Genomic DNA, 22,242 nt, shown 5'->3' on the forward strand with positions numbered 1-22,242 from the left:
CATAAACAATCGTGATCACGGTTTGTAGTAATTGTTACCGGTTATGTGTCCGACCATAGTGCTAGGCGCAAGTGTTTGCATGAACGATTCAGCGGGTGGCTAACGCAGATAAGTTCGTGAGAATTCCAGTCCTCGCCGCCATGGCGTAACTGGCGGTAGAGTCTCAACAACCCCAAAACGCAGAGGATGACGAGGCATGGACCCAGGCATTGGCGATACCGGTGAACCTTTCAAACGGCTGTTTTTTGCCCTCGATTGCGCACCGCAGCAGCGTCGGGCGATTGCCCGCTGGCGCAGCGAGCTGGAACTGAAAAGCGCGCGACCGGTGCCGTCGGCGAACTTTCACCTGACGTTGATGTTCGTCGGTGCGGCGGGCACTGCGCAGTTACCGGCGATTCTGGCCGGCGCAGCGGGCGTGAAGGTGGCGGGCGAACCCCTGACAGTGGTGCTCGACCGTTTGCAGGTGTGGCGCCCGGCCAAGGCGCTGGTGCTGGTGCCCAGCCAGACGCCGGCGGGGTTGCGCCAGCTGGCGTATGCCCTGCAGCAGGCGATGCTGGCGCTGGGTTTTACCGAGGACCCACGGGACTACCGCCCGCACCTGACACTGGCCCGCGACTACCGTGGCAGTGAGCCCGAAGCGCTGGTGCCGGCAGAATTTGTGCTACGCGCGCGGCACTTCAGCTTGTTCGAATCGCGCAAGGGGCAGTACTGGCCGCTGGCGCAGTGGCCGTTGTAGCGCTGTTGCCTGATTGATGCCCGCTCCCACACAGATCACCTCAAACCTGTAGGAGCGGGCTTGACCCGCGATAGGGCCAGCACTGACAACCTAGAACTGCGGCGTGTACTTCACGCTGAAGGTGAAGTTGCGCGGATCGCCGAAGTTGTTGTTGCCGTTGAGCTGGTTGTAGGCAGCGATGTAGTAGTGCTTGTCGAACAGATTGTTGGCGTTCAGCGCCAGGCCCACTTCCGGCGTCAGCTGGTACGCCAGACGCGCGTTCCACACGGCGTAGCCGGGCACGTCGTAGGTGTGCTCGTAGCCCAGGGTATGGGTTTGCGCGGTAAAGCCCAGACCGGCGCTGGCCTTGCTCCAGTCACCCGGCAGCTGGTAGTTACCCCACATGCGCAACATGTGCTTGGGCGTCCAGGTACTGAACACCTTGCCCTTGTTGTCCGGGTCGTCGAGGTAGGTGGTGGTGTTGTAGGTGTAGCCGGCAAACAGCTGCAGGCCGCTGAGCACTTCGCCGCTGACTTCGGCCTCGATACCCTGGCTGCGCACCTTGCCGGCGGCGGTGGAGCAGTACCAGTCATCGCAGGCAAAGCCTGAGGCAACGTCGGTGATCGCGCGGTTTTCCTGGTCGTAGCGGAACACCGCCAGCGAGGTGTTGACGCGGCCATCGAGCAGTTCGCCCTTGATGCCCATTTCATAGTTGCTGCCAATGATCGGCTTGAGCGCCGCGCCGCCGACTGCACGTTCGGTCTGGGGTACGAAGACGTCGGTGTAGCTGGCATACAGCGACCATTCGCGACTCAGGTCGTAGATGATGCCGGCGTACGGGGTAACCTCGCCGCTTTCGGTCATGGTGCTGGTCGGGTTGACAGAGACGACACCGGTGCCGCCAAAGTAGTCGCTCGCATCATAGCGGTAGTCGAACCAGCTGACCCGCGAACCGAGTACCAGGGTCAACGGCTCTGCCAGCTTGACCCGCCAGGCGCCATACAGGCCTTTCTGGCGAATGTCGTAGGCGCCGGTCAGGCCCCGCCCGGTGCGTTGTGCCAGCAGGCTTTCGGTGCTGATTTCCGGGCGATGATGGTCGATACCGAAGATGCTGTCGCTGGTGGGATTGAAGGCGCGGGCAAAGCGGTCATCGGTGGTCAGTTTCGAGTAGTTGCCGCCCAGGGTTAGTTCCTGCTCGAAGTTGAAGGCGTCGAACTTGCCCACCAGGTTCATGTCGACACCGACCTTGGTGGAGTCGAAATCGGTGATCCAGTCGGCATAGGTGAGGCCGCTGCCGTCAAGGTTGATGCCGTCGCCGGTGCTTTGTACCCGCTGGTGGGTCGACTTGTTGGTCTCGCTCATGCGAATGGCGCCAACGTGGAATTTCCAGTCGTCGTTGAAGCGGTGCTCGAGGTCGGCGTACAGGGTGGTGACGTCGATCTCCAGGTGGTTCCAGCGCGAGCCGGTGAAGGTCGAGCGCGATACATCCAGACCGCTGCCATCGACATAGCGCGGCAGGCCGCGCAGCATCGGCCGCGACTCGGCATTGGACTGGCTGATCGCCAGGCCCAGGGTGGTGGCCTCGTTCAGGTCAAAGTCCAGCGCGCCGTACAGCGAGTGGGTCTTGCTCCATTCGTAGTCGACGAACGAATCGCTCTGGTCCTCGTCGGCGACGAAGCGCCCGCGCACGGTGCCGGCATCGTTCAACGGGCCGCCGGCGTCCAGTTGCAGGCCATAGTGGTCCCAGCTGCCGGCCTTGCCGGTGACGGTCACGGTGGGCGCCGCCTGGCCGCGCTTGCGCACCAGGTTGACGGCGCCGCCCGGGCTGCCGGTGCCTTGCAGCAGGCCGGAGGAGCCGCGCAGTACTTCCATGCGGTCGAAGAAGATCAGGTCCTGGGTCGCCCAGTTGCCCAGCGAATAGTTGTTGCGCGGGATCGCCACGCCGTCGTATTGCCAGTCGTCGATCTGAAAACCGCGCGAGGTAATGATCAGGCCCGGGCCCACGCCTTGCAGGCCGACCAGGCCGGTGGTCTGGTTGACCGCGTCCTTGAGGTCGACGATGTTCTGGTCGTCCATCTGCTGGCGGGTCATGACCGTGACCGACTGCGGGATTTCCCGCAGGGTATGGCTGCCCTTGCCAATGGTCGTGGCCCGCGCCGCATAGGAGCCGGTGCCCTCGGTGGTGGCTGGGTCCAGACCGCTGCCGATACCGTTGATATTGGTCGCACCCAGCTCCAGGGCGTTGCCGGCGTCGATGCTCGGCAGCACGCTGAAGTTGCCCTGTTCGGTAACCAGCAACTGCAGGCCGCTGCCGGCCAGGGCCTTTTGCATGGCCTGCACGGCGCTCATCCGGCCGACGATCGCCGGTGCCTGCTTGCCTTGTACCAGCGCCGGGTCCAGGGACACGATGCGCCCGCTCTGGCTGGCGATGGCATTGACGGTGCTGGCCAGGGCGGCGGCGGGCAGGTTGAAGCTCAGGGCCTGTTCCTGGGCCTGGGCGGCGCTGGCCAGCGTGGCCAGGGCCACGGCGACAGGAAGGGCGTGGGACCAAGGGTTGAGCACGGAATTCTCCTGATTATGTTGGCGTGTCAGGAGATAGGTGCAATGAGAAATGAAAACCGGACACAAATACGAGTGATTTGCATAAATTATTTTTGCGCCGGGGTTTTCGCCCCAATCAACGTCAGCCACGGGCTGTAGTGATCGACCTTGAGCGGCAGGGTTTCAGCCAGTGCGGCGAAGGCCCGTTGCGGTTCGTCCAGCGGGAACACCCCTTGCACGCGCAGCCCGCGCACCTCGGGTTCGACCCGGACAAAGCCGCGGTAGTAAGGGCGCAGCGCCTCGACCACCGACTCGAGGGAGTCATCCAGCACGTTCAGGCGCCCACTGAGCCAGTCGGCGCGCTGGCGTTCGCCGTTGCCCAGGGCTTCGATGCGTTCGCCACCGAGCAGCGCGGCCTGGCCTTCCTGCACGTCCAGCTCGCTGCCGTTGAACAGCCGCGCGCGCACTGAGTGCTCAAGCACCACCAGGCGCGTGGCCTGGGCTTGCTGGCTGACCAGAAAGCGCGTGCCCAGCGCGCGCATTTCGCCCTGAGCGCTGCGCACCCGTAACGGCCGTAGCGGGTCGGCGGCGACCTGGATGATCAGCTCGCCACGGCGCAATATCACCAAGCGCTGCTGGCCATCGAACTGCAAGTCGACGGCGCTGCCGGCGTTCAGGCTCAGGCGGCTGCCATCGGCGAGGGTAAAGTCGCGGCGCTCGCCCTTGGCGGTGCGCAAATCGGCCAGCAGCTCTTGGCCGACCTCGCTGCGCGCGCCCAGCCACAGGCCGCCGCCGAGCACACCGATACCGACGAAGGCACGCAGTAGCTCGCGCCGCGAACCGTTGGTTTGCAGCAGCAATTGGCGCGCCTCACCGGCCTGGCCCGGGGCACGCCGCTCGAAGTTGCGCACGGTCTGGCAGGCGCCACCCAGACGCTCCTGCAAGCGCGCCCAGGCCTGGGCGTGGGCCGGGTCGCTGCCCAGCCACTGGCTGAACTCACTGTGCACCTGGGCGTCGGTGTTGCCCGAACTCAGGCGCACCATCCAATCGATAGCGGCTTCGGCGCTGGGCTCGAGGCGGCGCTGGCTCATGGCGCCAGCTCGCTGAGGTAGCACTGGCTCAGGGCTTGCTTCATGTAGCGGCTGACCGTGCGCTCGGAGATGTCGAGCTTGCGCGCGATATCGACGTAGCTCATGCCGTCGAGCTGGCTGTAGAGGAAGGTGGCCTTGACGATCATCGGCAGGCCGTCGAGCACCTGGTCGATGCTCACCAGCGCCTCGATCAGCAGCAGTTGCTCTTCGGGGGAGGGCGCCAGGGGCTCGGGCAGCGCCGACAAGCGTTCCAGGTAGGCCAGCTCCAGCTGGCGCCGACGATGGCGGTCGAAGATCAGCCGGCGGGCGATGGTCGACAGGTAGGCGCGCGGCTGCTGGATGCTGGCCGGGTCGACCTGGGCGGCGAGCATCTGGCAGAAGGTCTCGGCGGCGGTGTCTTCGGCGTCGGCGCGGTTGCGCAGGCGCTTATGGATATGCTGCAGGAGCCACCGGTGATGGTCGCTGAAAAAAAAGCCCAGCTTGCGGGTGGAAGAGGTTGGCACCGGTTGGCGTTCCCGAAGGTGTGAGTGTGAATCGTTCTCAATCTTACCTGTGCGGAGAGGCAAGGTGCAATCACCCGCGTCCGGCCCGCTTTACAATTTACCTACAGATTGTTCGTGGCCGCAGTAATAGGGTGGCGGCCAGACAAAAACCAAGAGAAATGCGCATGGACCTGTCGATCGCAGGCCAGCAGTTCAGCCTGCTGGAAAACTTCAAGGACGATACCCGGCTGCGCGCCAGCTTCAACGCCTTGACCCACCAGACCTTCGAATTTGATTTCGAACAGTGGTACCAGGACGGCTATTGGGGCGAAGGCTACCAGCCGTGGGCGTTGGCCCATGACGGGCGCATCGTGGCCAACATCTCGGTAAACCTGATGCATTTTGATGTGCTCGGCGAACCCAGGCGTGGCATCCAGTTGGGCACGGTGATGGTCGCACCGGAGTATCGCGGCCAGGGCCTGAGCCGCGTGTTGCTGGAGCGGGTGCTGGACAGATGGCAGGGCCAGTGCGAACTGGTCTACCTGTTTGCCAACGACACGGTGCTGGATTACTACCCGAAATTCGGTTTTGCGCGGGTGCTCGAACATGAATACAGCGCGGCGCTAACCCCAGCGGATAGGCCTTGCAGCTTCAACCGGGTCGACATGGACGACCTGCTCGAGCGCCAGCGCTTCATCAGCGCGGTTGACAGTGCCGTGCCCGTTGCACGCCTGGCGATGCGCAGCAACCCTGACCAGACGATGTTCTATTGCACGTCGTTTTTCAAAGACTGCGTTCACTACTCGCCAGCGCTGCAGGCCTATGTGGTGATGGAAATCGTCGACGGGGTGATGACGCTCTATGAGGTGTTCGCAAGGCGTGCGCTCGACCTGCAGGCACTGATTGCAGAACTGAGCACACCCCAGACCACCCGGGTGGTGCTGGGGTTTGCGCCGCTGGATAGCAGCGGCTTCGAGGCGCAGCCGCTGGTGTCGGATGACAGCCTGTTCGTGCTCGGCCAGGCCGGTCAATTCATCGAAGACGCCCGGCTGATGTTCCCGTTGCTGTCACACGCCTGAGCCGTTCAGGCCACAACCGGAATCAGCGGATCGGCCGCCGCCAGAGCAACCGCCCGATCGGCCGCGGGCGGGTAGATCCACACCGAGTTGATCTGCTGCTTGAGGGCTTTGGCTTCGTCCTTGATCAGCTTCACCTCACGCTCCCAGCCCTCGGTGTACACCGCGCCCCAGGCCCCCAGGTCCAGGCAGGTGACGTACTTGGGCTGGCGGTATGGCGTCGGCTCGACGCCAAGCAGGTCGGCGGCGACGTTGTTGCCCGAGTGGCGGCCCAGGGCGATGGCGTGCTGGCAGGTCATCAAGGCGTGGTTGCCCAGGTCGTCGGTGGCGGCGTAGGCCACGTCACCGGTGGCGAATACATGCTCTTGGCCAATGACCTTGAGGTTGTCATCGACATGCAGGCGGCCATGGCCATCGCGTTGCCCCGGGACTTGTGCGGTGAGGGCGCTGGCGCGCACGCCGACGGTCCAGACCACGGTGGCGGCCTCGATGCGCTGGCCATCGGCGAGGGTCACGCCATCGGCATCGACGCCAGCCACCGAGGCATTCAGGCGCCACTCCACCCCCAGCGCCGTGCAGGCTTCGATGATTGCCGGGCTGATGCCTTCGCCCAGGGCAGCGCCGATCTTGTTGCCGCGATCGACGATGATCACCTGCACCTGGGCATCTTCGCCGAGCACCGCACGCAGGCGGGCGGGCATTTCGGTGGCGGTCTCGATGCCGGTGAAGCCGCCGCCGGCCACTACCACGGTATTGCGCGCCTTTGATGCAGGCCGCTGGGCCAGGGCTTCGATGTGCTGCTCCAGGCGGCTGGCCGATTCGATCTGGTCGACGTCGAAGGCGTACTGCTCAAGCCCGGCCAGCGCTGGGCGGACCACACCGCTGCCGCTGGCCATGACCAGCCGATCGTACCCCAGCACCTGCGGGCGGCCCTGGCCGTCGCGGTAGCCGACGCGCTTTTCGGCCACATCGATCTGGTCCGCCGCGCCCTGGATGAAGTTCACCCCCACCGCGGTAAACAGCTCGGCCAGCGGCGCTTTCAACTGCTGCACAGCGGTTTCGTAGAAGCGCGGGCGGATGCGCAGTTCGGCTTGCGGTGCGAGCACGCTGACAGTGACATCGTTGCGCCCGTGCTGGTCCAGCAGGCGGCTGGCGCTGAGGGCGCTCCACATACCGCCGAAGCCGGCGCCGATGATCAGGATGTGCTGTTTCATGTTCTGCTCCGAGAAAAAAGGGCTGTTGTTTGCCGGACGCAGGGTGTTGTTGCCCGCACCGGATAACTGCGACTGTATTGGTCGTAGTTAAATGGTGCAAGCATTTTCTTAATGCCTATGCGTTAAGCCTTGGATTTGCTGGTGGTCAGGATGAACTGCTAGTATTGGCGACAAATCAAGTCGGAGATGGTCATGTCCCTGTATAGCGCCGGCGTCGAGTACGGCTTGCACTGCCTGCTGTTTCTGGTCGACGACCTGGGCGAAAGCCGGGAAGCCAGTGTGCGTGACCTGGCCGAGTTGCAGGGGGTGCCCCATGAATACCTGGCCAAGGTCTTTACCAAGCTGGCCAAGGCCAGGCTGGTGGTGGCCACCGAGGGTGTGCGGGGTGGTTTCCGGCTGGCCCGGCCGGCGGATGAAATCACCGTGCTGGATATCGTCACGGCCATCGATGGGCACAAGGCGATCTTTGATTGTCGCGACGTGCGTGACCGCTGCACCTTGTTCGACGGCGCGCCGCCGGCCTGGGCCATCGATGGCACCTGCGCCATTCACGCGGTGATGCTCACCGCGCAAAAGCGCATGGAAGAAGCCCTGGCCCAGCAGACTATCCTCGACCTGTCGCGGCGCCTGGGGCGCAAGGCACCGGCGGAGTTTTCCACCCAGGTGGTGAAGTGGATCAACGAGCGCCGCGACAGCAAGTAAGGCGCTTCAGGCGGGTTCGGCGACCTCGGCGAACAATCTGCGGCCGTGCTCGAACATGCGCTGCAGGTGGGCGCCGGGGTCGGCGCTTTCCGATTCCAGCAGCAGGGTCGAGCTCACCACGCGGGCGCCGCAATAATCGAAGATGCCGTGATCGATCTGGGTCTTCATCGCCTGCCCGTAGCCATGCTTGCTGAAGGTTGCCGCATCGGCGCCGCCAATGCCCAACAGGTGCACGTTCAAGCGGCCCAGCATTTTTACCATCGGCGCTTCGGTGCTGAAGTCGAACGCCCAGCCATTGCTGAATACCCGGTCGATCCAGCCTTTGAGCAGCGCCGGCATCGACCACCAATACACCGGAAAGACCAGCACCAGCGCATCGCTGCGGTCGATGCGCGCCTGCTCGGCCAGCACATCGGCGCCAGGTGCTGCGGTGCGGTGATGAACCGCGTGGTCGGCGGCGGCGAACACCGGGTTGAAACCTTCGGCGAACAGGTCGGCGAGCTCGGCGCTATGGCCGTTTTGTGCCAGGCCTTCGATCACCTTGGCGGCCAGGCTGTGGGTGAGTGACTGCGGGTCATGATGGGCGACAACAACAAGCGCGTGCATGGCAAGGGCTCCTGCGGATTGCGGGGAAAGGATAAGGCTTGTAAGCTGAGCACAAGTTACCTTTGGTAAGTTACTTTTGGTAGGTAAGCATGTCAAGCGATCCGCAACCTCGTCGGCGTCTGTCGCGCGAAGACCGTCAGCAACAACTGCTGGAGGTGGCTTGGCGCCTGGTCCGCGAAGAGGGTACCGAGGCGCTGACCCTGGGCCGACTGGCGGAATTGGCCGGGGTTACAAAGCCGGTGGTGTATGACCATTTTGGTACCCGCTCAGGCTTGCTGGCGGCGTTGTACCAGTGTTACGACGAGCGCCAGACTGTGGTGATGGACGCCGCCCTGGCCGCCTGCGAGCCGACGCTTGAGAGCAGCGCTGCAGTGCTTGCCAATTGCTACGTCGACTGCGTGTTGACCCAGGGCCGGGAGATACCCGGAGTGATTGCTGCGCTGGCCAGCTCGCCAGAACTTGAACAGATCAAGCGCGAGTACGAGGCAGTGTTCATGGAAAAATGCCGGGCGCTGCTGGCGCCGTTCAGTGCCAGCGGCGCGATTGCCGTGGCCGGATTGCGGGCGATGATCGGCGCGGCGGAGGCGTTGTCTCATTCTGCGGCGAACGGTGAGATTACGGCGGAGCAGGCGCAGCAGGAGTTGTTCGAGACCATCAAGGCGATGGTGGTGCGCAGTTAAAATACATCGCGGGGCAAGCCCGCTCCCACAGGCTGCTCACCCCCCTGTAGGAGCAGGCTTGACCCGCGATAGGGCCTTATTAAGCGGACGAGAAATATGGACATTCAAGAAATCAAGCAACGCCTGGCCAAACCCGCCACGCGCTTTTTCGCCGGCGGCTTTCGCCCGACCAACAGCGATGAAGAAAGCTGGCTCGGCCGGGTATTCCTCTACGGCCCCGACGAGGGCGTACCGACCAACGCCGCTGGCGAGCAACTGATGCCCGCGGCCCAGTTCCACCTGCCGAGCCTGCCGTTCAGCAGCCCGCTGCTCAAGGACATCCGCGTTCTCACCCTGTTCGTCGGTTACCCGTTCCCGGATGAATTCGAGCCCATGGGCAACAACTGGCTGATCCGCGAATACCGCGCCGACGACGAGCTGGTGCGCAAGGACCTGCCGGTCGCCAACTCCTTTCTCAAGGCCTTCCCGCTGCGCGCTGAAAAACTCGCCGAGGACTATCCGCTGTGGGACGGCGGCGGTGTGCCGGATGAGCTGGTCACGGAAATCGTCAAGCTCGAACAGGCAGGGGACATCGAGTGCTACTACGAGGTCATCACCCACGCCTACGAGCACAAGATTGGCGGCTATCCGTCGTTCTGCCAGTCGGGCGTGGACCCGGGCGACGGCTTTGAGTTCGTCTTCCAGGTGTCATCCGATGCCAAGATCAACCTCAACGTGATCGACAGCGGCAGCCTGATGTTCTTCAAGCACCGCGACAGCGGCGAGTGGACGATCTACTACGACTTCTATTGAGCTAGTGCGACTCGCCGTTGCGCGGCTTGTAGAACAGAAACTCGCTGGTCTCGGCTGTTCGGGCAAAGGTCTTCGACCAGTCGGGGCGCACATGGCGGTCGTGAAAGTACAGGGCGCCACCGGTGCGATCCGGCAGTTGTTTGTTAAGCGCCTTGCGCGCTATTTCCTTGGCCAGGGTGTAGCGCACCTCTTCCTGAACAGCGTCCGAGCGGCCATCGCACCACCAGGAGAACTGGCAGGCGCCGGTCTCCGAGCCCTGCTTGACCACGCCGCAGACCGAATCGGGAAAGCCCGCGTGGCCAACCCGGTTCATCACCACATTGGCCACCGCCTCCATGTCGGCTGATTCACCGCCCTTGGACTCCCAGTAGATGCTGCGCGCCAGGCAGGTGATGGCATCATCCAGCGCGGCTGCACCAGCCGGGTCGACGGCCTGGACTTCGGTCTTGGTGATGGCTTGGGATTTGGGCGCGGGTGGGGCATCGGGGTGGCTGGCAGCTTTTTGCTCCAGCACCTGGGCTTTTTCTTCGGCCACCTGGGCCTTGGAGTCGGCCGCCAATGTCAGGGCGCTGGAAAACGTCAGTACCAGGCAAGTTGCAAGTGTTAGCAGGCGCATGCTCGAACCTTTGATTGGCCTGGGAGTGGAACTTCCCGTTACAGGATCGACCGCAAGGAACTCAAAACATTCCCGCTGTCAGACGACGGGCAACTTCGGGCATCATCTACGCAGTCCGTTCAAGGGAGATTTCCATGCGCGTCACTTCACCTGTTGCATCGCTGGCGTTGTTGTCGCTGAGCCTGGCGTTTAGCGTGAGCGCCCAGGCCAGCGACGAGTCGCAGCTGATCGAGTCGATCAACGCCTACCGCAGCCAGGCCCAGCGTTGCGCAGGCCAGGGGTCGATGGAGCTGCCGCCGCTGGCCAGCGACCCGCGCCTGATGCTGCCGGCCAACAGCATGGGCGACCTGCGCGAGGCGTTGGCGCAAAACAGCTACCCGATGGTCAACGTCCAGGCGATCAGCCTGTCCGGGCCGCGCGATCCGCAGGCGGCGATGCAGGCGGTGCGCGAAAGCTTCTGCCAGGTGGTACTCGACCCGCAGTTCGTTGATGTCGGCGTCAGCCGCGAGGGCCGCGACTGGCGTATCGTGCTGGCGCGGCCGCTGCTGGCCGGACGCCTGGGCGACGTACAGGCCGAAGGGCAGAAGGTCCTGGAGATGATCAACACCGCGCGCAGCCAGGCCCGCCAGTGCGGCGGCCAAGCGTTCGATGCGACCACGGCGCTGGCCTGGAACACTACCCTGGCCGGCGCCGCCGAAAGCCACACGCGGGCCATGGCCAACAACAACTTCTTCGATCACAAGGACCGCGACGGTCGCACTCCGGGGGATCGCGCCGAGCTTGCGGGGTATGCCGGCCAGAAGGTCGGCGAGAACATCGCCGCCGGCCAGGACACCCCGCGCAAGGTGGTCGATGGCTGGCTGGCCAGCCCAGGCCACTGCGCCAACCTGATGAACCCGCAGTTCAGCGAGCTGGGCGCAGCTTACGCGGTCGACCCCAAAAGCGACGCCGGGATCTACTGGACAGCGATGTTCGGCGCGCCGTAAACCGCCCTAGTGCTCAAGCCCGGCGCGCTTGAGCAACTGCTTGCAGCGCTCGGACAGGTGCACCACGCGCAGGTGCTTGCCGTTGTTGCTGTAGCGCTCGCGCAGGGTCTTGAGCGCGGCGATCGCCGAGTAGTCGACAACGTTCAGGTGACGGCAGTCGAGGGTCACCTGGGCCGGGTCATTGGCCGGGTCGAACTGGTTGAGGAACGGCGTGGTCGAGGCGAAGAACAGGGTGCCGTGGACCTTGTACAGCTTGCTGCCGTCGCTTTCGTCGTGGCTGTCGGCATACAGCTCACGGGCCTGTTGCCAGGCAAAATTGAGCGCGGCGATGACGATGCCGCACAGCACCGCAGTGGCAAGGTCGGTAAACACCGTGACCAGGGTCACGGCGATGATCGCCAGCACATCGTTGACCGGCACCTTGTGCAGCACCCGCAACGACGCCCACGAAAAGGTCTGCTGGGCCACCACGAACATCACCCCGACCAGCGCTGCCAGCGGAATGCGCTCGATCAGCGGCGAGAGGAACAGCACGAACATCAAGATCATTACCCCGGCGACCACCCCCGACAGCCGCCCTCGGCCGCCGGAACTCAGGTTGATGGCGGTCTGGCCGATCATCGCGCAACCGCCCATGCCGCCGAACAGCCCGCTGGTCATGTTGGCCACACCCAGGGCTACGCATTCGCGGTCGGGGTGGCCGCGGGTCTCGGTGATTTCATCGGTGAGGTTCAGGGTCAGCAGGGTTTCCAGCAGGCCGACCAGGGCCATGAGCAGCGCATAAGGGGCGATGACCTGCAGAGTCTCGAGGCTCCACGGCACCTGCGGCCAGCGCCAGGCCGGCAGGCCGCCGGCGATGTGGGCAAGATCGCCGAGGGTGCGGGTCGGCAGGTCGAGCAGGTAGACGCCGGCACCGACGCCGAGAATGGCGATCAACGCCGGCGGCACGCTGCGGGTCAGGCGCGGCAACAGGTAGACAATCGCCATGGTCAGTGCCACCAGCCCCAGCATCAGGTACAGCGGTGCACCGCTGAGCCAGGCGCCATCGGCCTTGAAGTGCTCAAGCTGGGCCAGGGCAATGATGATCGCCAGGCCGTTGACGAAGCCGAGCATCACCGAATACGGCACCATCCGCACCAGTTTGCCCAGGCGCAGCAGGCCGAAGGCGATCATGATCAGCCCGCCGAGCAGCACCGTCGCCAGCAGGTACTGCACGCCGTGGGTGACCACCAGGGCGACGATGACCACGGCCATGGACCCGGCCGCGCCGGAAATCATCCCCGGGCGCCCGCCGAGCAGGGCGGTCAGGGTGCAGATGATGAAGGCGCCATACAGGCCCATCAGCGGGTTGAGGTGCGCCACCAGGGCAAAAGCGATGCACTCGGGCACCAGGGCGAAGGCTGTGGTGAGTCCTGCCAGGATATCGGCGCGTAGCGGGGTTGTTCTCATGACCTACCTGAAGAGCGGCCCGGCAGCGGGGTGCTGCCGGGGCAAAAAGCGCAGGATGCTACGTAATTTGCCGATCGCACGCCAGCGCCCTGGCGAGGAATCCCGCCGTGTGGCTGTCCTTGCACGCCGCCACCTGCGCTGGCGGCCCGCTGACCACCACCTTGCCGCCGGAGCTACCGGCCCCGGGGCCGATATCGATCACCCAGTCGCTCTGGGCCACCACGCGCATGTCGTGCTCGACCACGATCACCGTGTGCCCGGCCTCGACCAGGCGCTGCAGTTGCACCAGCAAGCGGTCGATGTCCTGCGGGTGCAGGCCGGTGGTGGGTTCGTCCAGCACGTAGAGGGTGGCGCCGCGGGCCAGGCGTTGCAGCTCGGTGGCCAGCTTGATGCGCTGGGCTTCGCCGCCCGACAGCTCGGTGGCCGGCTGGCCCAGGCGCAAATAACCCAGGCCGATGTCCTGCAGCACCCGCAGGGCGCGGCTGATCGCTGGCTGCTGGGCAAAGCGCTGGCTGGCCTGGTCGACGGTTAGTTGCAGTACCTGGGCGATGTTCAAGTCTTGCCAGGTGATGGCCAGGGTCTGGGGGTTGTAGCGGTCGCCATGGCAGGTCGGGCAGGGCGCATAGACACTGGGCATGAACAATAGCTCGACGCTGACAAAGCCTTCGCCTTCGCAGGTCTCGCAGCGGCCCTTGGCGACGTTGAACGAGAACTGCCCGGCATCAAAGCCTTGCGCTTGTGCATCGGGCGTTGCCGCAAACAGCTTGCGCACGTGATCGAACAGGCCGGTGTAGGTCGCCAGGTTCGAGCGCGGCGTGCGGCCGATGGGCTTCTGGTCCACCGGCACCAGGCGGCGGATATGCTCAAGGCCGGCGCTGATCCAGCCGTCGCTGGTTTGTTCGGGTTGGTCTTCCAGGCTCTGTTCTGCGACATCCTCCTGGCTGCGGGCCTGGCCCAGGTGCTCGCCGAGCAGGTCGAGCAGCGCCTGGCTGACCAGGCTCGATTTGCCCGAGCCGGAAATCCCGGTGACCGCGCTGAAGCAGCCGAGCGGGAAGGCCACCGCCAGTTGCTCGAGGTTGTTGCGGGTGACGCCTTCAAGTTGCAGCCATGCCTGGGGCGTGCGCGGCGGGCGAACCTGGGGGGGATTTTCGTTGAACAGGTAAGTGCGGGTGCGCGAGGCCTCGACCTTGGCCAGGCCTGCCGGCGGGCCGCTGTACAGCACCTGGCCGCCGTGCTCGCCGGCGTCCGGGCCGACGTCCACCAGCCAGTCGGCGCGGCGCATGGTGTCCAGGTCATGCTCGACCACATACACCGAGTTGCCCGCCTGCTTGAGCCGCTGCAAGGCCGTGAACAGCGCTTCGCTATCAGCCGGATGCAGCCCGGCCGAGGGCTCGTCGAGCACGTAGATCACCCCGAACAGCTGCGAGTTGAGCTGGGTGGCCAGGCGCAGGCGTTGCAGCTCGCCCGACGACAAGGTCGGTGTGCTGCGTTCCAGGTCCAGGTAACCCAGGCCCAGGTCGATCAGGGTGCTGATGCGCTCCAGCAACTCGGCGGCGATGCGCTGCGCGGCCAGGCGTTTTTCCACCGACAGGTTGGGCGTGTGGCGCACATCCGCACCGCCTTCATGGGGGTTGTCGCCGCGGGCGGCGCGTTGCTCGCGGGCCTGTCGGGTTTGCGCGTGGCTCAGCACAGCGCCGGCTTCTTCAGGCTGCTTGAGGTAATCGGTATTGGCGACGGTCTTGAGCAGTTCGGCCAGGTCAAGCAGTGGCAGGCGCGACAGCTCAGTGATGTCCTTGCCGGCAAAGGTCACCGTCAGCGCCTCGGCTTTCAGACGCTTGCCGGCGCAGGCCGGGCAGGGGCTGGCGCGCATGAAGGCGGACACGCGCTTGCGCATCAGCGCACTTTGCGAATGGGTGAAGGTGTGCAGCACATAGCGCCGGGCACCGCTGAAGGTGCCCTGGTAGCTGGGTTCGAGTTTGCGCTTGAGCGCCTGGCGGGTTTGCGCCGGGGTCAGGCCGGCGTACACCGGCACTGTCGGGGTTTCTTCGGTGAAGAGAATCCAGTCGCGCTGCGCCTGGGGCAGGTCGCGCCAGGGGATGTCGACGTCATAGCCGAGGGTCACGAGGATATCGCGCAGGTTCTGCCCCTGCCAGGCCATGGGCCAGGACGCCACCGCCCGTTCGCGGATGCTCAGCGACGGGTCGGGCACCATCGACGCCTCACTGACATCGAACACCCGGCCCAGGCCATGGCATTCGGCGCAGGCGCCTTGCGGGGTATTGGCCGAGAAGTCTTCGGCGAACAGCATCGGCTGCTCGGCCGGGTAGCTGCCGGCGCGCGAGTAGAGCATACGGATCAGGCTCGACAGGGTGGTGACGCTGCCGACCGACGAGCGCGCGCTGGGCGTGCCGCGTTGCTGCTGCAGGGCCACCGCCGGCGGCAGGCCTTCGATGGAATCCACTGCCGGCACCCCGACCTGATCGATCAAGCGCCGCGCATAGGGCGCTACCGATTCGAAATAGCGGCGCTGGGCTTCGGCATACAAGGTGGAGAACGCCAGCGACGACTTGCCCGAGCCCGACACCCCGGTGAACACCACCAGCGCATCGCGGGGAATGTCGACGTCGACATTCTTCAGGTTGTGCTCACGGGCGCCGCGCACCCGGACACAACCGGCGGGGTTGGCACTGACTACTGGTTTTGCACACATGACGATATTCTTCCCTGCTGAGCGATCCGCGTAAGTGGCAGACCGCCGAGCATGGCGCCAGTGCCGTGGTTTTTCAAATGGAGGTGAAATCTGGTGATGTTCATGGTGATTGAAGCGCACCGCAGTGAGTACCCCGAGCCCATCACTTTTGCCAGGGGCGCGACACTGCACATCGGCGAGCGTGGCAAGTGCGCCAAAGTCGCCCTCGTAGCCTGTATGCGGGTGCTGATCGTCAGGCTGAATGCAATGCTGCGGGACAATACCCCTTGGCGAGTGCAAACAGCCTGATCAAGACAGTTGCTCCCACATGGACCTCCCTGTGGGAGCGGGCTTGCCCCGCGATTGGGCCCTCAACCCATGGCCGCCAGCATCAGCTCCAGGTTCTGCACCGCTGCCCCCGACGCACCTTTGCCGAGGTTGTCGAACACTGCCGTCAGCAATACCTGGCCGTGCTCTTCATTGGCAAACACCGCCAGGCGCAGGTCGTTGCTGTCGTTGACTGCTTGCGGGTCCAGTTGTACTGCCGAGGCGCCCAACTGCAGCGGCGCTACCTGTACATAACGGGCGCCGTGGTAGTGCTCGGCCAGGCACTTCTGCAACCGCGCCGCAGTCACGCCCGCCGGCAGCAACCGGGTCTGCAGGGCGATGGTCAGGACGATGCCCTGGCGGTAGCTGCCATAGCTGGGCACAAACACCGGCCGCTGCGACAAACCGGCGTGCTGCTGGATCTCCGGCACATGCTTGTGGTCCAGGTGCAAGCCATACACCAGCACGCCCTGGGCTGTGTGTGCATCGGGCCCTTCATGCCGTTCGACCGCCGCCCGGCCGCCACCGGAATAACCCGACACCGCGTTCACCGTCAGCGGATAGTCCGCCGGCACCAGGCCTGCGCCAATCAATGGCCGCAACAAGGCGATGGCGCCGGTCGGGTAGCAGCCTGGGTTGCTGACCCGCTTGGCCTGGGCAATGCGCTCGGCCTGCTCTTCATCCAGCTCCGGCAAGCCATACACCCAACCCGGGGTGGTGCGGTGCGCGGAGCTGGCGTCGATCACCCGCACCTGCGGGTTGACGATGGCCGCCACCGCTTCACGGGCGGCGTCGTCGGGCAGGCACAGGATCGCCACGTCGGCGCTGTTGATGGCTTCGGCGCGCAGGTGCAGGTTCTTGCGCTCGCCCGCCGGCAGGGTCAGCAGGCGCAGGTCGCTGCGAGCGTTGAGGCGGGCGTGGATCTGCAGGCCGGTGGTGCCTTGGTCGCCGTCGATAAAAACCAGGGGCTGGTGCATGGGGGCTCTCGTACATAGGTGACAAATGTGCAGCCATCTTCACCTGTGGCTGGACGAAAGAAAATTTGAATATCATGATGCTCAACTTCATTTTTTCTGAACGATAAACCCATGCGCGAGATCAGCCTCGACCGGCTGCGTACCCTGGTGGTGATCGCCGACCTCGGCTCCTTTGCCCAGGCGGCGCGGGCGCTCAACCTGGCGCCGCCGACAGTTAGCCTGCACGTCGCCGACCTCGAGGCGCGCATTGGTGCGCCGCTGCTGTCGCGCAAGCGCGGGCAGATCCGCCCCACGGCCATCGGTGAAACCCTGCTCGAACGCGCCCGGCGCCTGCTGGCCGATGCCGAACAGGCACTCGATGATGTGCAGCGCCAGGTCCAGGGCCTGGCCGGGCGGGTGCGCCTGGGCGCTTCCACCGGTGCCATCGCCCATTTGCTGCCGCAGGCGCTGGATATCCTCGGCGTGCAGCACCCTGGCATCGATGTGCAGGTGCAGGTGCTGACCTCCAGCGAGTCGCTGGCGCGCCTGCACGACGGCAGCCTCGACATCGGCCTGGTGGCGCTGCCGCAAGCAGCGATCAAGGGCCTGCAGATTCGCCCGTGGCGGCGCGATCCGATCATGGCGTTCATTCCCGCCAGCTGGTCACCGCCGGCGCGGATCAGCCCGGCGTGGCTGGCCAGCCGGGCGCTGATTCTCAACGACAGCAGCACCCAGCTGTCGCGGGTGACCAGCGAATGGTTTGCCAGCGCCGGCCTGCAGCCGCCAGCGCGTATCCAGCTCAACTACAACGACGCGGTAAAAAGCCTGGTGGCGGCGGGCTATGGCGCGACCTTGCTGCCCCATGAATCGGCAGCGCCGGAGCATGACCCGCGGATCTGCATGCGCCCGTTGCGCCCGGGGCTGTGGCGGCACCTGGGCATCGCCTGCCGCCAGGGCGAGGTGGAGCAGGGCACCGCCTTGGTGCTGCAGGTGCTGATGAGCCAGGCGGTGAAAAACTAGACCAGCCGCAGCCCGCGCCCGCCCTCCAGCCACGGCCCTTGACCCAGGCGCTCGAGGGCCAGGGCCCGGGCTTTGCGGCTGAGCTGGTCGAGGTGGCGGTCGCGCTGTTTCTCGGCATCGACCATCGCCCGCTTGCCGTGTTGCTTGAGCAGGTAGCTGTGGATCTGCTGCACCTCCAGGGTGCGGTAGATCGGCGCCACGTCGAGCACCGCCGCCATGCCGGCGCTGGGCTCGGCGTGGGTGTTCATCAACACCTGCGGGCCGCGCGCGCCAGTCACCTGAAAGCCCAGGGCTTCGAATACCGGTACTTTAGCGGCCACGCAGCCGAGCTCGGCCTGCGGGTAGCGCGCGGTCATCTGTGCCAGCATGGCCCGGGCAATCCCCTGGCGGCGGTGGCTGGCGTGTACGGCCAGGTAGGCCACAGAACAGGCCTGCGGGTCATCCTTGAGCGGCAGGTACAGCAAAAAGCCCACCACCAGCTCCGGGTCGTCGAGGTCCAGGGCCACGATCAGTTCGACCGGGATGCCGCGCGAGCCGTCCATGGCCTGCAGGTACAGGTGCACTTCGAAGCCGATGCCGTACTGGTACAGGCTGTACAGCGGGTTGCTCGGCGCCAGGGCGACGCTGCTGATGTCGGTCAGGTAGTCGACCACCATCTGCAGGATCTGGCTTTTGATCGGCTCGGCGGGCGGCGCGACGAAGTGGTGGAGGGTGGGCATCGGCAGGGGTGACTCCAGGCAAAAACGGCAATGGCGCGATTCTACCGCGCCGGCCTGCCATCCGTCCCTTCGCCGCGCAGATGATCTGAACTTCAGTTGCGGCGTATCGCTCCCTTGCATAGAGGGCACTTTTCGCCCGACTGCCGAAGGCTGCCGCCATGACTGTGATGACCGCCACACCCGTGCTCGACCCCTATGCCATCGACAGCCGGGCAGGCCATGAGGCGCAGTACCACGCCTTGCTGCAGGGCGACCTGAGCGCCAGCGCCGCCTGGCTCGGCGAGCAATTGCAACAGGCTGAGGCCTTGCCTGATGAACTGCCGGCCAACCCCGTCGAACTCAGCCAATGGACTGCCGAGCGCGCTGCTGCCGTGGCCGGGCAATACGCCCAGTACCTGGCCGAGCGCAAAGCCGGCGCTGCCCGGCGTTACTTCAGCAACCGCGCCCATGCGCTGTATTTTCTCCAGCACGTCGCCCCGACCAAGGCGGTGGATGGTGCCTGGCTGTTCGGCATGCTCAGGCACTGGGCCGACCCGCGCTACCACGGCCTGATCCGCATCTACCTGGAAGAGCTCGGTGATGGCGACCCGGCCTGCAACCATGTGCTGATCTACCGGCGCCTGCTCAGCGAACTGGGTTGCCATGAGCAGCTGCCGCTGGGCGACGACCGCTACCTGCAAGGTGCGCTGCAACTGGCGCTGGGCTTCAACACCGAGGCGTTCCTGCCCGAAGTGATCGGCTACAACCTGGGCTATGAGCAACTGCCCCTGCATTTGCTGATCAGCGCTTACGAGCTGGACGAACTGGGCATCGACCCGCAGTACTTTCGCCTGCACGTGACCATCGACAACGCCAGCAGCGGCCACGCCTGCAAGGCGGTGCAGGCACTGATGCAACTGTGGCCGGCGCAGGGTGCCAGCGAGTTCTATCGGCGGGTGGCGCGAGGCTATCGGCTCAACGACCTGGGCCCGGGCTCAGCGACGATCATTGCCGAGTTTGACCTCGAAGCCGAGCTGGTGGTCGCCTTCGAGCGCAAGCGCAGTTTTGGCCAGCACATGCATTCCGATTACTGCCGTATCGAAGGACGCACGGTCAACCAGTGGCTGGCCGAGCCCGGCAGCATTGCGGGGTTTCTCGCCGCCCTGCAGGAAAAGGGCTGGATCAAACGCGGCCAGGACCCGGCCGACAGCCGTTTCTGGCAACTGATCGACGGCCCGGCAGCAGCGATGTTCGGCGTCTTCAGCCCCTATGAAAAGCAGCTGCTGCATGACTGGATCGCGCTCAGCTGGCAGCCGCGCCGCCCTCGTCACGGGCCGGCCAAAGCCGAGGTGTCGATGCACGACGAGGCGCTGGTGAGCGCGCTTGAGCGCGAGCTCCATGACCTGCCGCCGCAGGCGCGGATCGCCTACCTGATCAGCGAAATGGCCGGGGCTCGTCACGCCTTGCCCCAGGGCCTGGCGGCGACGCGCAAATACGCGCAGATGACTGGGCTCAATCAGTAACGGAGGCTGACCATGCAATTGACCGAGGCGCAACGCCAGGCCGATCAGGCCTTGCTGCAACTGGGGCGGCGGCTGCTGGCCGATGGCTATCGCTTTACCAGCGTCACGCCCTTGACCCAGTGGCGCAATAACCAGCGCGAGGGTGCAGAACAGTCTCATACCCTGCGCGATATTTTCGGCTGGAACCGGCCCTTTGCGCCCGCGCTGCTGTCAGCGGACGAGCTGGCGCAGCTGCAACGGGCGCAGATCCTCGACGAGCATGAACAGCTGCTGCGCAGCCGGGTACGCTGGTCGAGCCTGCATGATTTGCTCTTCGTTCATTCCGGTTTTCCCACCGACAGCACGGACGCGGTGTTTTTCGGCCCGGACAGCTATCGCTTTGCCCAGTTGATCGAAGCCCACCTGCAGCAGAGTTTCGCCAGCATCAACCACGCCGTGGATATCGGTTGCGGTGCCGGGGTCGGCGCCGTGTTGATCGCCCGTGCCCGCCGGCATGCGCAGGTCAGCGCCGTGGACATCAACCCGCAGGCTCTGCGCCTGACCGCTATCAACGTCGCCCTGGCGGAGCTGGCCAACGTCTCGGTCGAGCACAGCGATGTGCTCCAGGGCATCAGCGGCAGCTTCGACCTGATTGTCGCCAACCCGCCGTACATGCTTGATGCCAGTGAGCGCGCCTACCGGCATGGTGGCGGCGCCCTGGGCGCCGGGCTGTCGTTGCGGATCGTTGAACAAGCACTGCCACGCCTGGCGCCTGGCGGCACCTTGCTGCTGTACACCGGGGTGGCCATGGTTGAGGGTCGCGACCCGTTCCTGGCAGCTTTGCAAGCGCCTTTGGCGTCCGCCGACTGGGCCTGGCACTACCATGAACTGGACCCCGACGTGTTCGGCGAACAACTGCTCGAGCCCGGTTACCAGCAGGTCGAACGCATCGGCGCAGTGGCCTTGAGCGTCACCCGCCGATGAACAGCCCCTGCGGCTTTGGCATCGAGGAAGAATACCTGCTGGTCGAGCTGGCCAGCGGGCACATGCTCGCCGCGCCGTCGGCGGCGCAGATCGACCTGTGCCGCCAGGTGCTTGGCGCACACTTTGCCCAGGAGATGTTCAAGGGCCAGATCGAGGTGGCATCGCCAGTGTTCAGCAGCCTGGCCCAGGCCCGGGAGTTTCTCGCCGGCAGTCGCATGCAACTGGCACAGGTACTGGCCGAGGAAGGCATCGGCCTGTTGAGCGCCGGCAGTCACCCCCTGGGCGGCTGGCGCAAGCAGCAGCCTGCTGACGACGAACACTTTCGCCAGTTGTTCGCCGACTACCAGCAGGTGGCCCGGCGCAGCCTGTTGTGCGGCCTGCATGTGCACGTCGGGGTGCCGCCCGGGCACGACCGCATCCAGCTGATCAACCAGTTGCTACCCTGGTTGCCGCTGCTGTTGCTGCTCAGTACTTCATCGCCGTTCTGGGAAGGCCAGGTGACCGGCTACATGAGCTATCGCCAGGTAGCCTGCGGGGAATGGCCGCACATGGGCCTGCCGGAACGCTTGAGCGACTGGCAGGGATACCAGCGCTACCTCGCCTTGTTGCGACGCACCGGTTCGTTGCGCGAGGGAGATGACGGCTGGTGGGCGATCCGCCCGTCGCGGCGCTTTCCGACGGTGGAGCTGCGCATCGCTGATGCTTGCCCGAACCTTGAAGATGCGCTGTGCATTGCCGGGTTGTTTCGCTGCATGGTCGAGCATTATCTGGCGCATCCACGTACCGCCGTGCACCTGAGCCGCGAGGCCCACTGGCTTGCCCGGGAGAACTACTGGCGGGCCATGCGCCATGGCCGCCATGGGCAGTTCATTTGCCTGGAGGATGAAGGGCAGGGTAGCGCCGGGCAGTGGCTGGCGCGGGCGCAAGCGGTGTTTGCCGATGCGCTGCAGGGGGTTGACGGTGATCGCAGCTTTGCCCGGGCGCAGGTGATTGTTGCCCAGGGGAGCAGTGCCGACCGGCAATTGGCGATGGCGCAGCAGGGGATGTTGGCGGTGGTGCAGGGGTTGTTGCAAGAGGTCAAATCGTGTTGACGCCATCGCGGGTCAAGTCGAGGCG

At 65.1% G+C, this 22,242-nt stretch carries 20 protein-coding genes and 1 pseudogene; 11 read left to right on the plus strand and 10 right to left on the minus strand.

Annotated elements, in window-relative coordinates; all coding sequences use genetic code 11:
* Positions 1 to 196: 196 nt before the first annotated feature.
* A complete protein-coding gene (gene thpR, locus LOY54_RS10655; protein WP_258610352.1) occupies positions 197 to 736 on the plus strand; it encodes an RNA 2',3'-cyclic phosphodiesterase in 540 nt (179 codons plus the stop codon).
* Between the two features lie 90 nt (positions 737 to 826).
* Here the strand turns inward: thpR and LOY54_RS10660 are convergent, their stop codons facing one another.
* The 3 genes from LOY54_RS10660 to LOY54_RS10670 all read right to left on the minus strand — a co-directional run bounded on the left by LOY54_RS10660 (position 827) and on the right by LOY54_RS10670 (position 4,850).
* Positions 827 to 3,277 (minus strand): TonB-dependent receptor, encoded by a 2,451-nt coding sequence (locus LOY54_RS10660; RefSeq protein ID WP_045201260.1) that lies wholly within the window; start codon positions 3,275 to 3,277, stop codon positions 827 to 829.
* An 86-nt stretch (positions 3,278 to 3,363) separates the two neighbouring features.
* Positions 3,364 to 4,347, minus strand: coding sequence for a FecR domain-containing protein (locus LOY54_RS10665; RefSeq protein ID WP_093384414.1), 984 nt, complete (start codon positions 4,345 to 4,347; stop codon positions 3,364 to 3,366).
* The gene (locus tag LOY54_RS10670) at positions 4,344 to 4,850 is read right to left on the minus strand and encodes a sigma-70 family RNA polymerase sigma factor (RefSeq protein WP_045201262.1); all 507 of its coding nucleotides are present in this window, start codon (positions 4,848 to 4,850) and stop codon (positions 4,344 to 4,346) included. The genes LOY54_RS10665 and LOY54_RS10670 overlap by 4 nt, the downstream gene beginning before the upstream one ends.
* A gap of 164 nt (positions 4,851 to 5,014) precedes the next feature.
* Here LOY54_RS10670 and LOY54_RS10675 point away from each other — a divergent pair, with 164 nt between their 5' ends.
* On the plus strand, positions 5,015 to 5,908 hold the full coding sequence (locus LOY54_RS10675; protein ID WP_258610353.1) for a GNAT family N-acetyltransferase: 894 nt from the start codon (positions 5,015 to 5,017) through the stop codon (positions 5,906 to 5,908).
* Positions 5,909 to 5,913: 5 nt separating this feature from the next.
* Here the strand turns inward: LOY54_RS10675 and LOY54_RS10680 are convergent, their stop codons facing one another.
* Positions 5,914 to 7,119, minus strand: a complete 1,206-nt coding sequence (locus LOY54_RS10680; protein ID WP_258610354.1) for an NAD(P)/FAD-dependent oxidoreductase — start codon at positions 7,117 to 7,119, stop codon at positions 5,914 to 5,916.
* Between the two features lie 192 nt (positions 7,120 to 7,311).
* Between LOY54_RS10680 and LOY54_RS10685 the strand changes: the two genes are divergently transcribed.
* Positions 7,312 to 7,821 carry an Rrf2 family transcriptional regulator gene (locus LOY54_RS10685; protein ID WP_045201334.1) on the plus strand — a complete coding sequence of 170 codons (510 nt, stop codon included), beginning with the start codon at positions 7,312 to 7,314 and terminating at the stop codon, positions 7,819 to 7,821.
* Positions 7,822 to 7,827: 6 nt separating this feature from the next.
* On the opposite strand, the gene LOY54_RS10690 is transcribed toward LOY54_RS10685, so the two are convergent.
* Positions 7,828 to 8,427, minus strand: coding sequence for an NAD(P)H-dependent oxidoreductase (locus LOY54_RS10690; protein ID WP_258610355.1), 600 nt, complete (start codon positions 8,425 to 8,427; stop codon positions 7,828 to 7,830).
* Between the two features lie 89 nt (positions 8,428 to 8,516).
* On the opposite strand from LOY54_RS10690, the gene LOY54_RS10695 reads away from it, so the two are divergent.
* The gene (locus LOY54_RS10695) at positions 8,517 to 9,107 is read left to right on the plus strand and encodes a TetR/AcrR family transcriptional regulator (RefSeq protein WP_258610356.1); all 591 of its coding nucleotides are present in this window, start codon (positions 8,517 to 8,519) and stop codon (positions 9,105 to 9,107) included.
* A gap of 96 nt (positions 9,108 to 9,203) precedes the next feature.
* Entirely contained in the window at positions 9,204 to 9,899 is a 696-nt protein-coding gene (locus LOY54_RS10700; RefSeq protein WP_258610357.1) for a DUF1963 domain-containing protein, read from the plus strand.
* A 1-nt stretch (position 9,900) separates the two neighbouring features.
* On the opposite strand, the gene LOY54_RS10705 is transcribed toward LOY54_RS10700, so the two are convergent.
* Positions 9,901 to 10,515 (minus strand): cell wall hydrolase, encoded by a 615-nt coding sequence (locus LOY54_RS10705; protein WP_045201268.1) that lies wholly within the window; start codon positions 10,513 to 10,515, stop codon positions 9,901 to 9,903.
* Between the two features lie 134 nt (positions 10,516 to 10,649).
* Here LOY54_RS10705 and LOY54_RS10710 point away from each other — a divergent pair, with 134 nt between their 5' ends.
* Positions 10,650 to 11,501 (plus strand): CAP domain-containing protein, encoded by an 852-nt coding sequence (locus LOY54_RS10710; protein WP_258610358.1) that lies wholly within the window; start codon positions 10,650 to 10,652, stop codon positions 11,499 to 11,501.
* Positions 11,502 to 11,507: 6 nt separating this feature from the next.
* Here LOY54_RS10710 and LOY54_RS10715 read toward each other — a convergent pair whose 3' ends face one another.
* Together LOY54_RS10715 and LOY54_RS10720 are read right to left on the minus strand one after the other, a co-directional pair.
* A complete protein-coding gene (locus LOY54_RS10715; protein WP_258610359.1) occupies positions 11,508 to 12,950 on the minus strand; it encodes a SulP family inorganic anion transporter in 1,443 nt (480 codons plus the stop codon).
* 58 nt (positions 12,951 to 13,008) lie between these two features.
* Positions 13,009 to 15,660, minus strand: coding sequence for an excinuclease ABC subunit UvrA (locus tag LOY54_RS10720; protein WP_258610360.1), 2,652 nt, complete (start codon positions 15,658 to 15,660; stop codon positions 13,009 to 13,011).
* A 183-nt stretch (positions 15,661 to 15,843) separates the two neighbouring features.
* Here LOY54_RS10720 and LOY54_RS10725 point away from each other — a divergent pair.
* Positions 15,844 to 15,948 (plus strand): annotated as a pseudogene (locus LOY54_RS10725) (IS110 family transposase); the annotation flags it as partial.
* A 62-nt stretch (positions 15,949 to 16,010) separates the two neighbouring features.
* Here the strand turns inward: LOY54_RS10725 and argC are convergent.
* Positions 16,011 to 16,943, minus strand: coding sequence for an N-acetyl-gamma-glutamyl-phosphate reductase (argC, locus tag LOY54_RS10730; protein ID WP_258610361.1), 933 nt, complete (start codon positions 16,941 to 16,943; stop codon positions 16,011 to 16,013).
* Positions 16,944 to 17,054: 111 nt separating this feature from the next.
* Between argC and LOY54_RS10735 the strand changes: the two genes are divergently transcribed.
* The gene (locus tag LOY54_RS10735) at positions 17,055 to 17,942 is read left to right on the plus strand and encodes a LysR family transcriptional regulator (protein WP_213601704.1); all 888 of its coding nucleotides are present in this window, start codon (positions 17,055 to 17,057) and stop codon (positions 17,940 to 17,942) included.
* On the opposite strand, the gene LOY54_RS10740 is transcribed toward LOY54_RS10735, so the two are convergent.
* Positions 17,939 to 18,661: a GNAT family N-acetyltransferase gene (locus tag LOY54_RS10740; protein ID WP_258610362.1), complete on the minus strand. Its 723-nt coding sequence runs from the start codon at positions 18,659 to 18,661 to the stop codon at positions 17,939 to 17,941. The genes LOY54_RS10735 and LOY54_RS10740 overlap by 4 nt on opposite strands.
* A gap of 158 nt (positions 18,662 to 18,819) precedes the next feature.
* Here LOY54_RS10740 and LOY54_RS10745 point away from each other — a divergent pair, with 158 nt between their 5' ends.
* Genes LOY54_RS10745 through LOY54_RS10755 form a run of 3 tightly spaced genes read left to right on the plus strand, consistent with a single transcriptional unit; the run spans position 18,820 to position 22,217 of the window.
* Complete coding sequence (locus tag LOY54_RS10745; RefSeq protein WP_408980572.1) at positions 18,820 to 20,163, plus strand: iron-containing redox enzyme family protein; 1,344 nt, start codon at positions 18,820 to 18,822, stop codon at positions 20,161 to 20,163.
* Between the two features lie 12 nt (positions 20,164 to 20,175).
* Positions 20,176 to 21,126: a class I SAM-dependent methyltransferase gene (locus tag LOY54_RS10750; RefSeq protein WP_258610363.1), complete on the plus strand. Its 951-nt coding sequence runs from the start codon at positions 20,176 to 20,178 to the stop codon at positions 21,124 to 21,126.
* Positions 21,123 to 22,217, plus strand: coding sequence for a carboxylate-amine ligase (locus LOY54_RS10755; protein ID WP_258610364.1), 1,095 nt, complete (start codon positions 21,123 to 21,125; stop codon positions 22,215 to 22,217). Before LOY54_RS10750 ends, LOY54_RS10755 begins: the two co-directional genes overlap by 4 nt.
* The last annotated feature ends 25 nt before the right edge of the window (positions 22,218 to 22,242 follow it).

This window comes from Pseudomonas sp. B21-032 (assembly GCF_024748965.1).
Taxonomy (GTDB): Bacteria; Pseudomonadota; Gammaproteobacteria; order Pseudomonadales; family Pseudomonadaceae; genus Aquipseudomonas.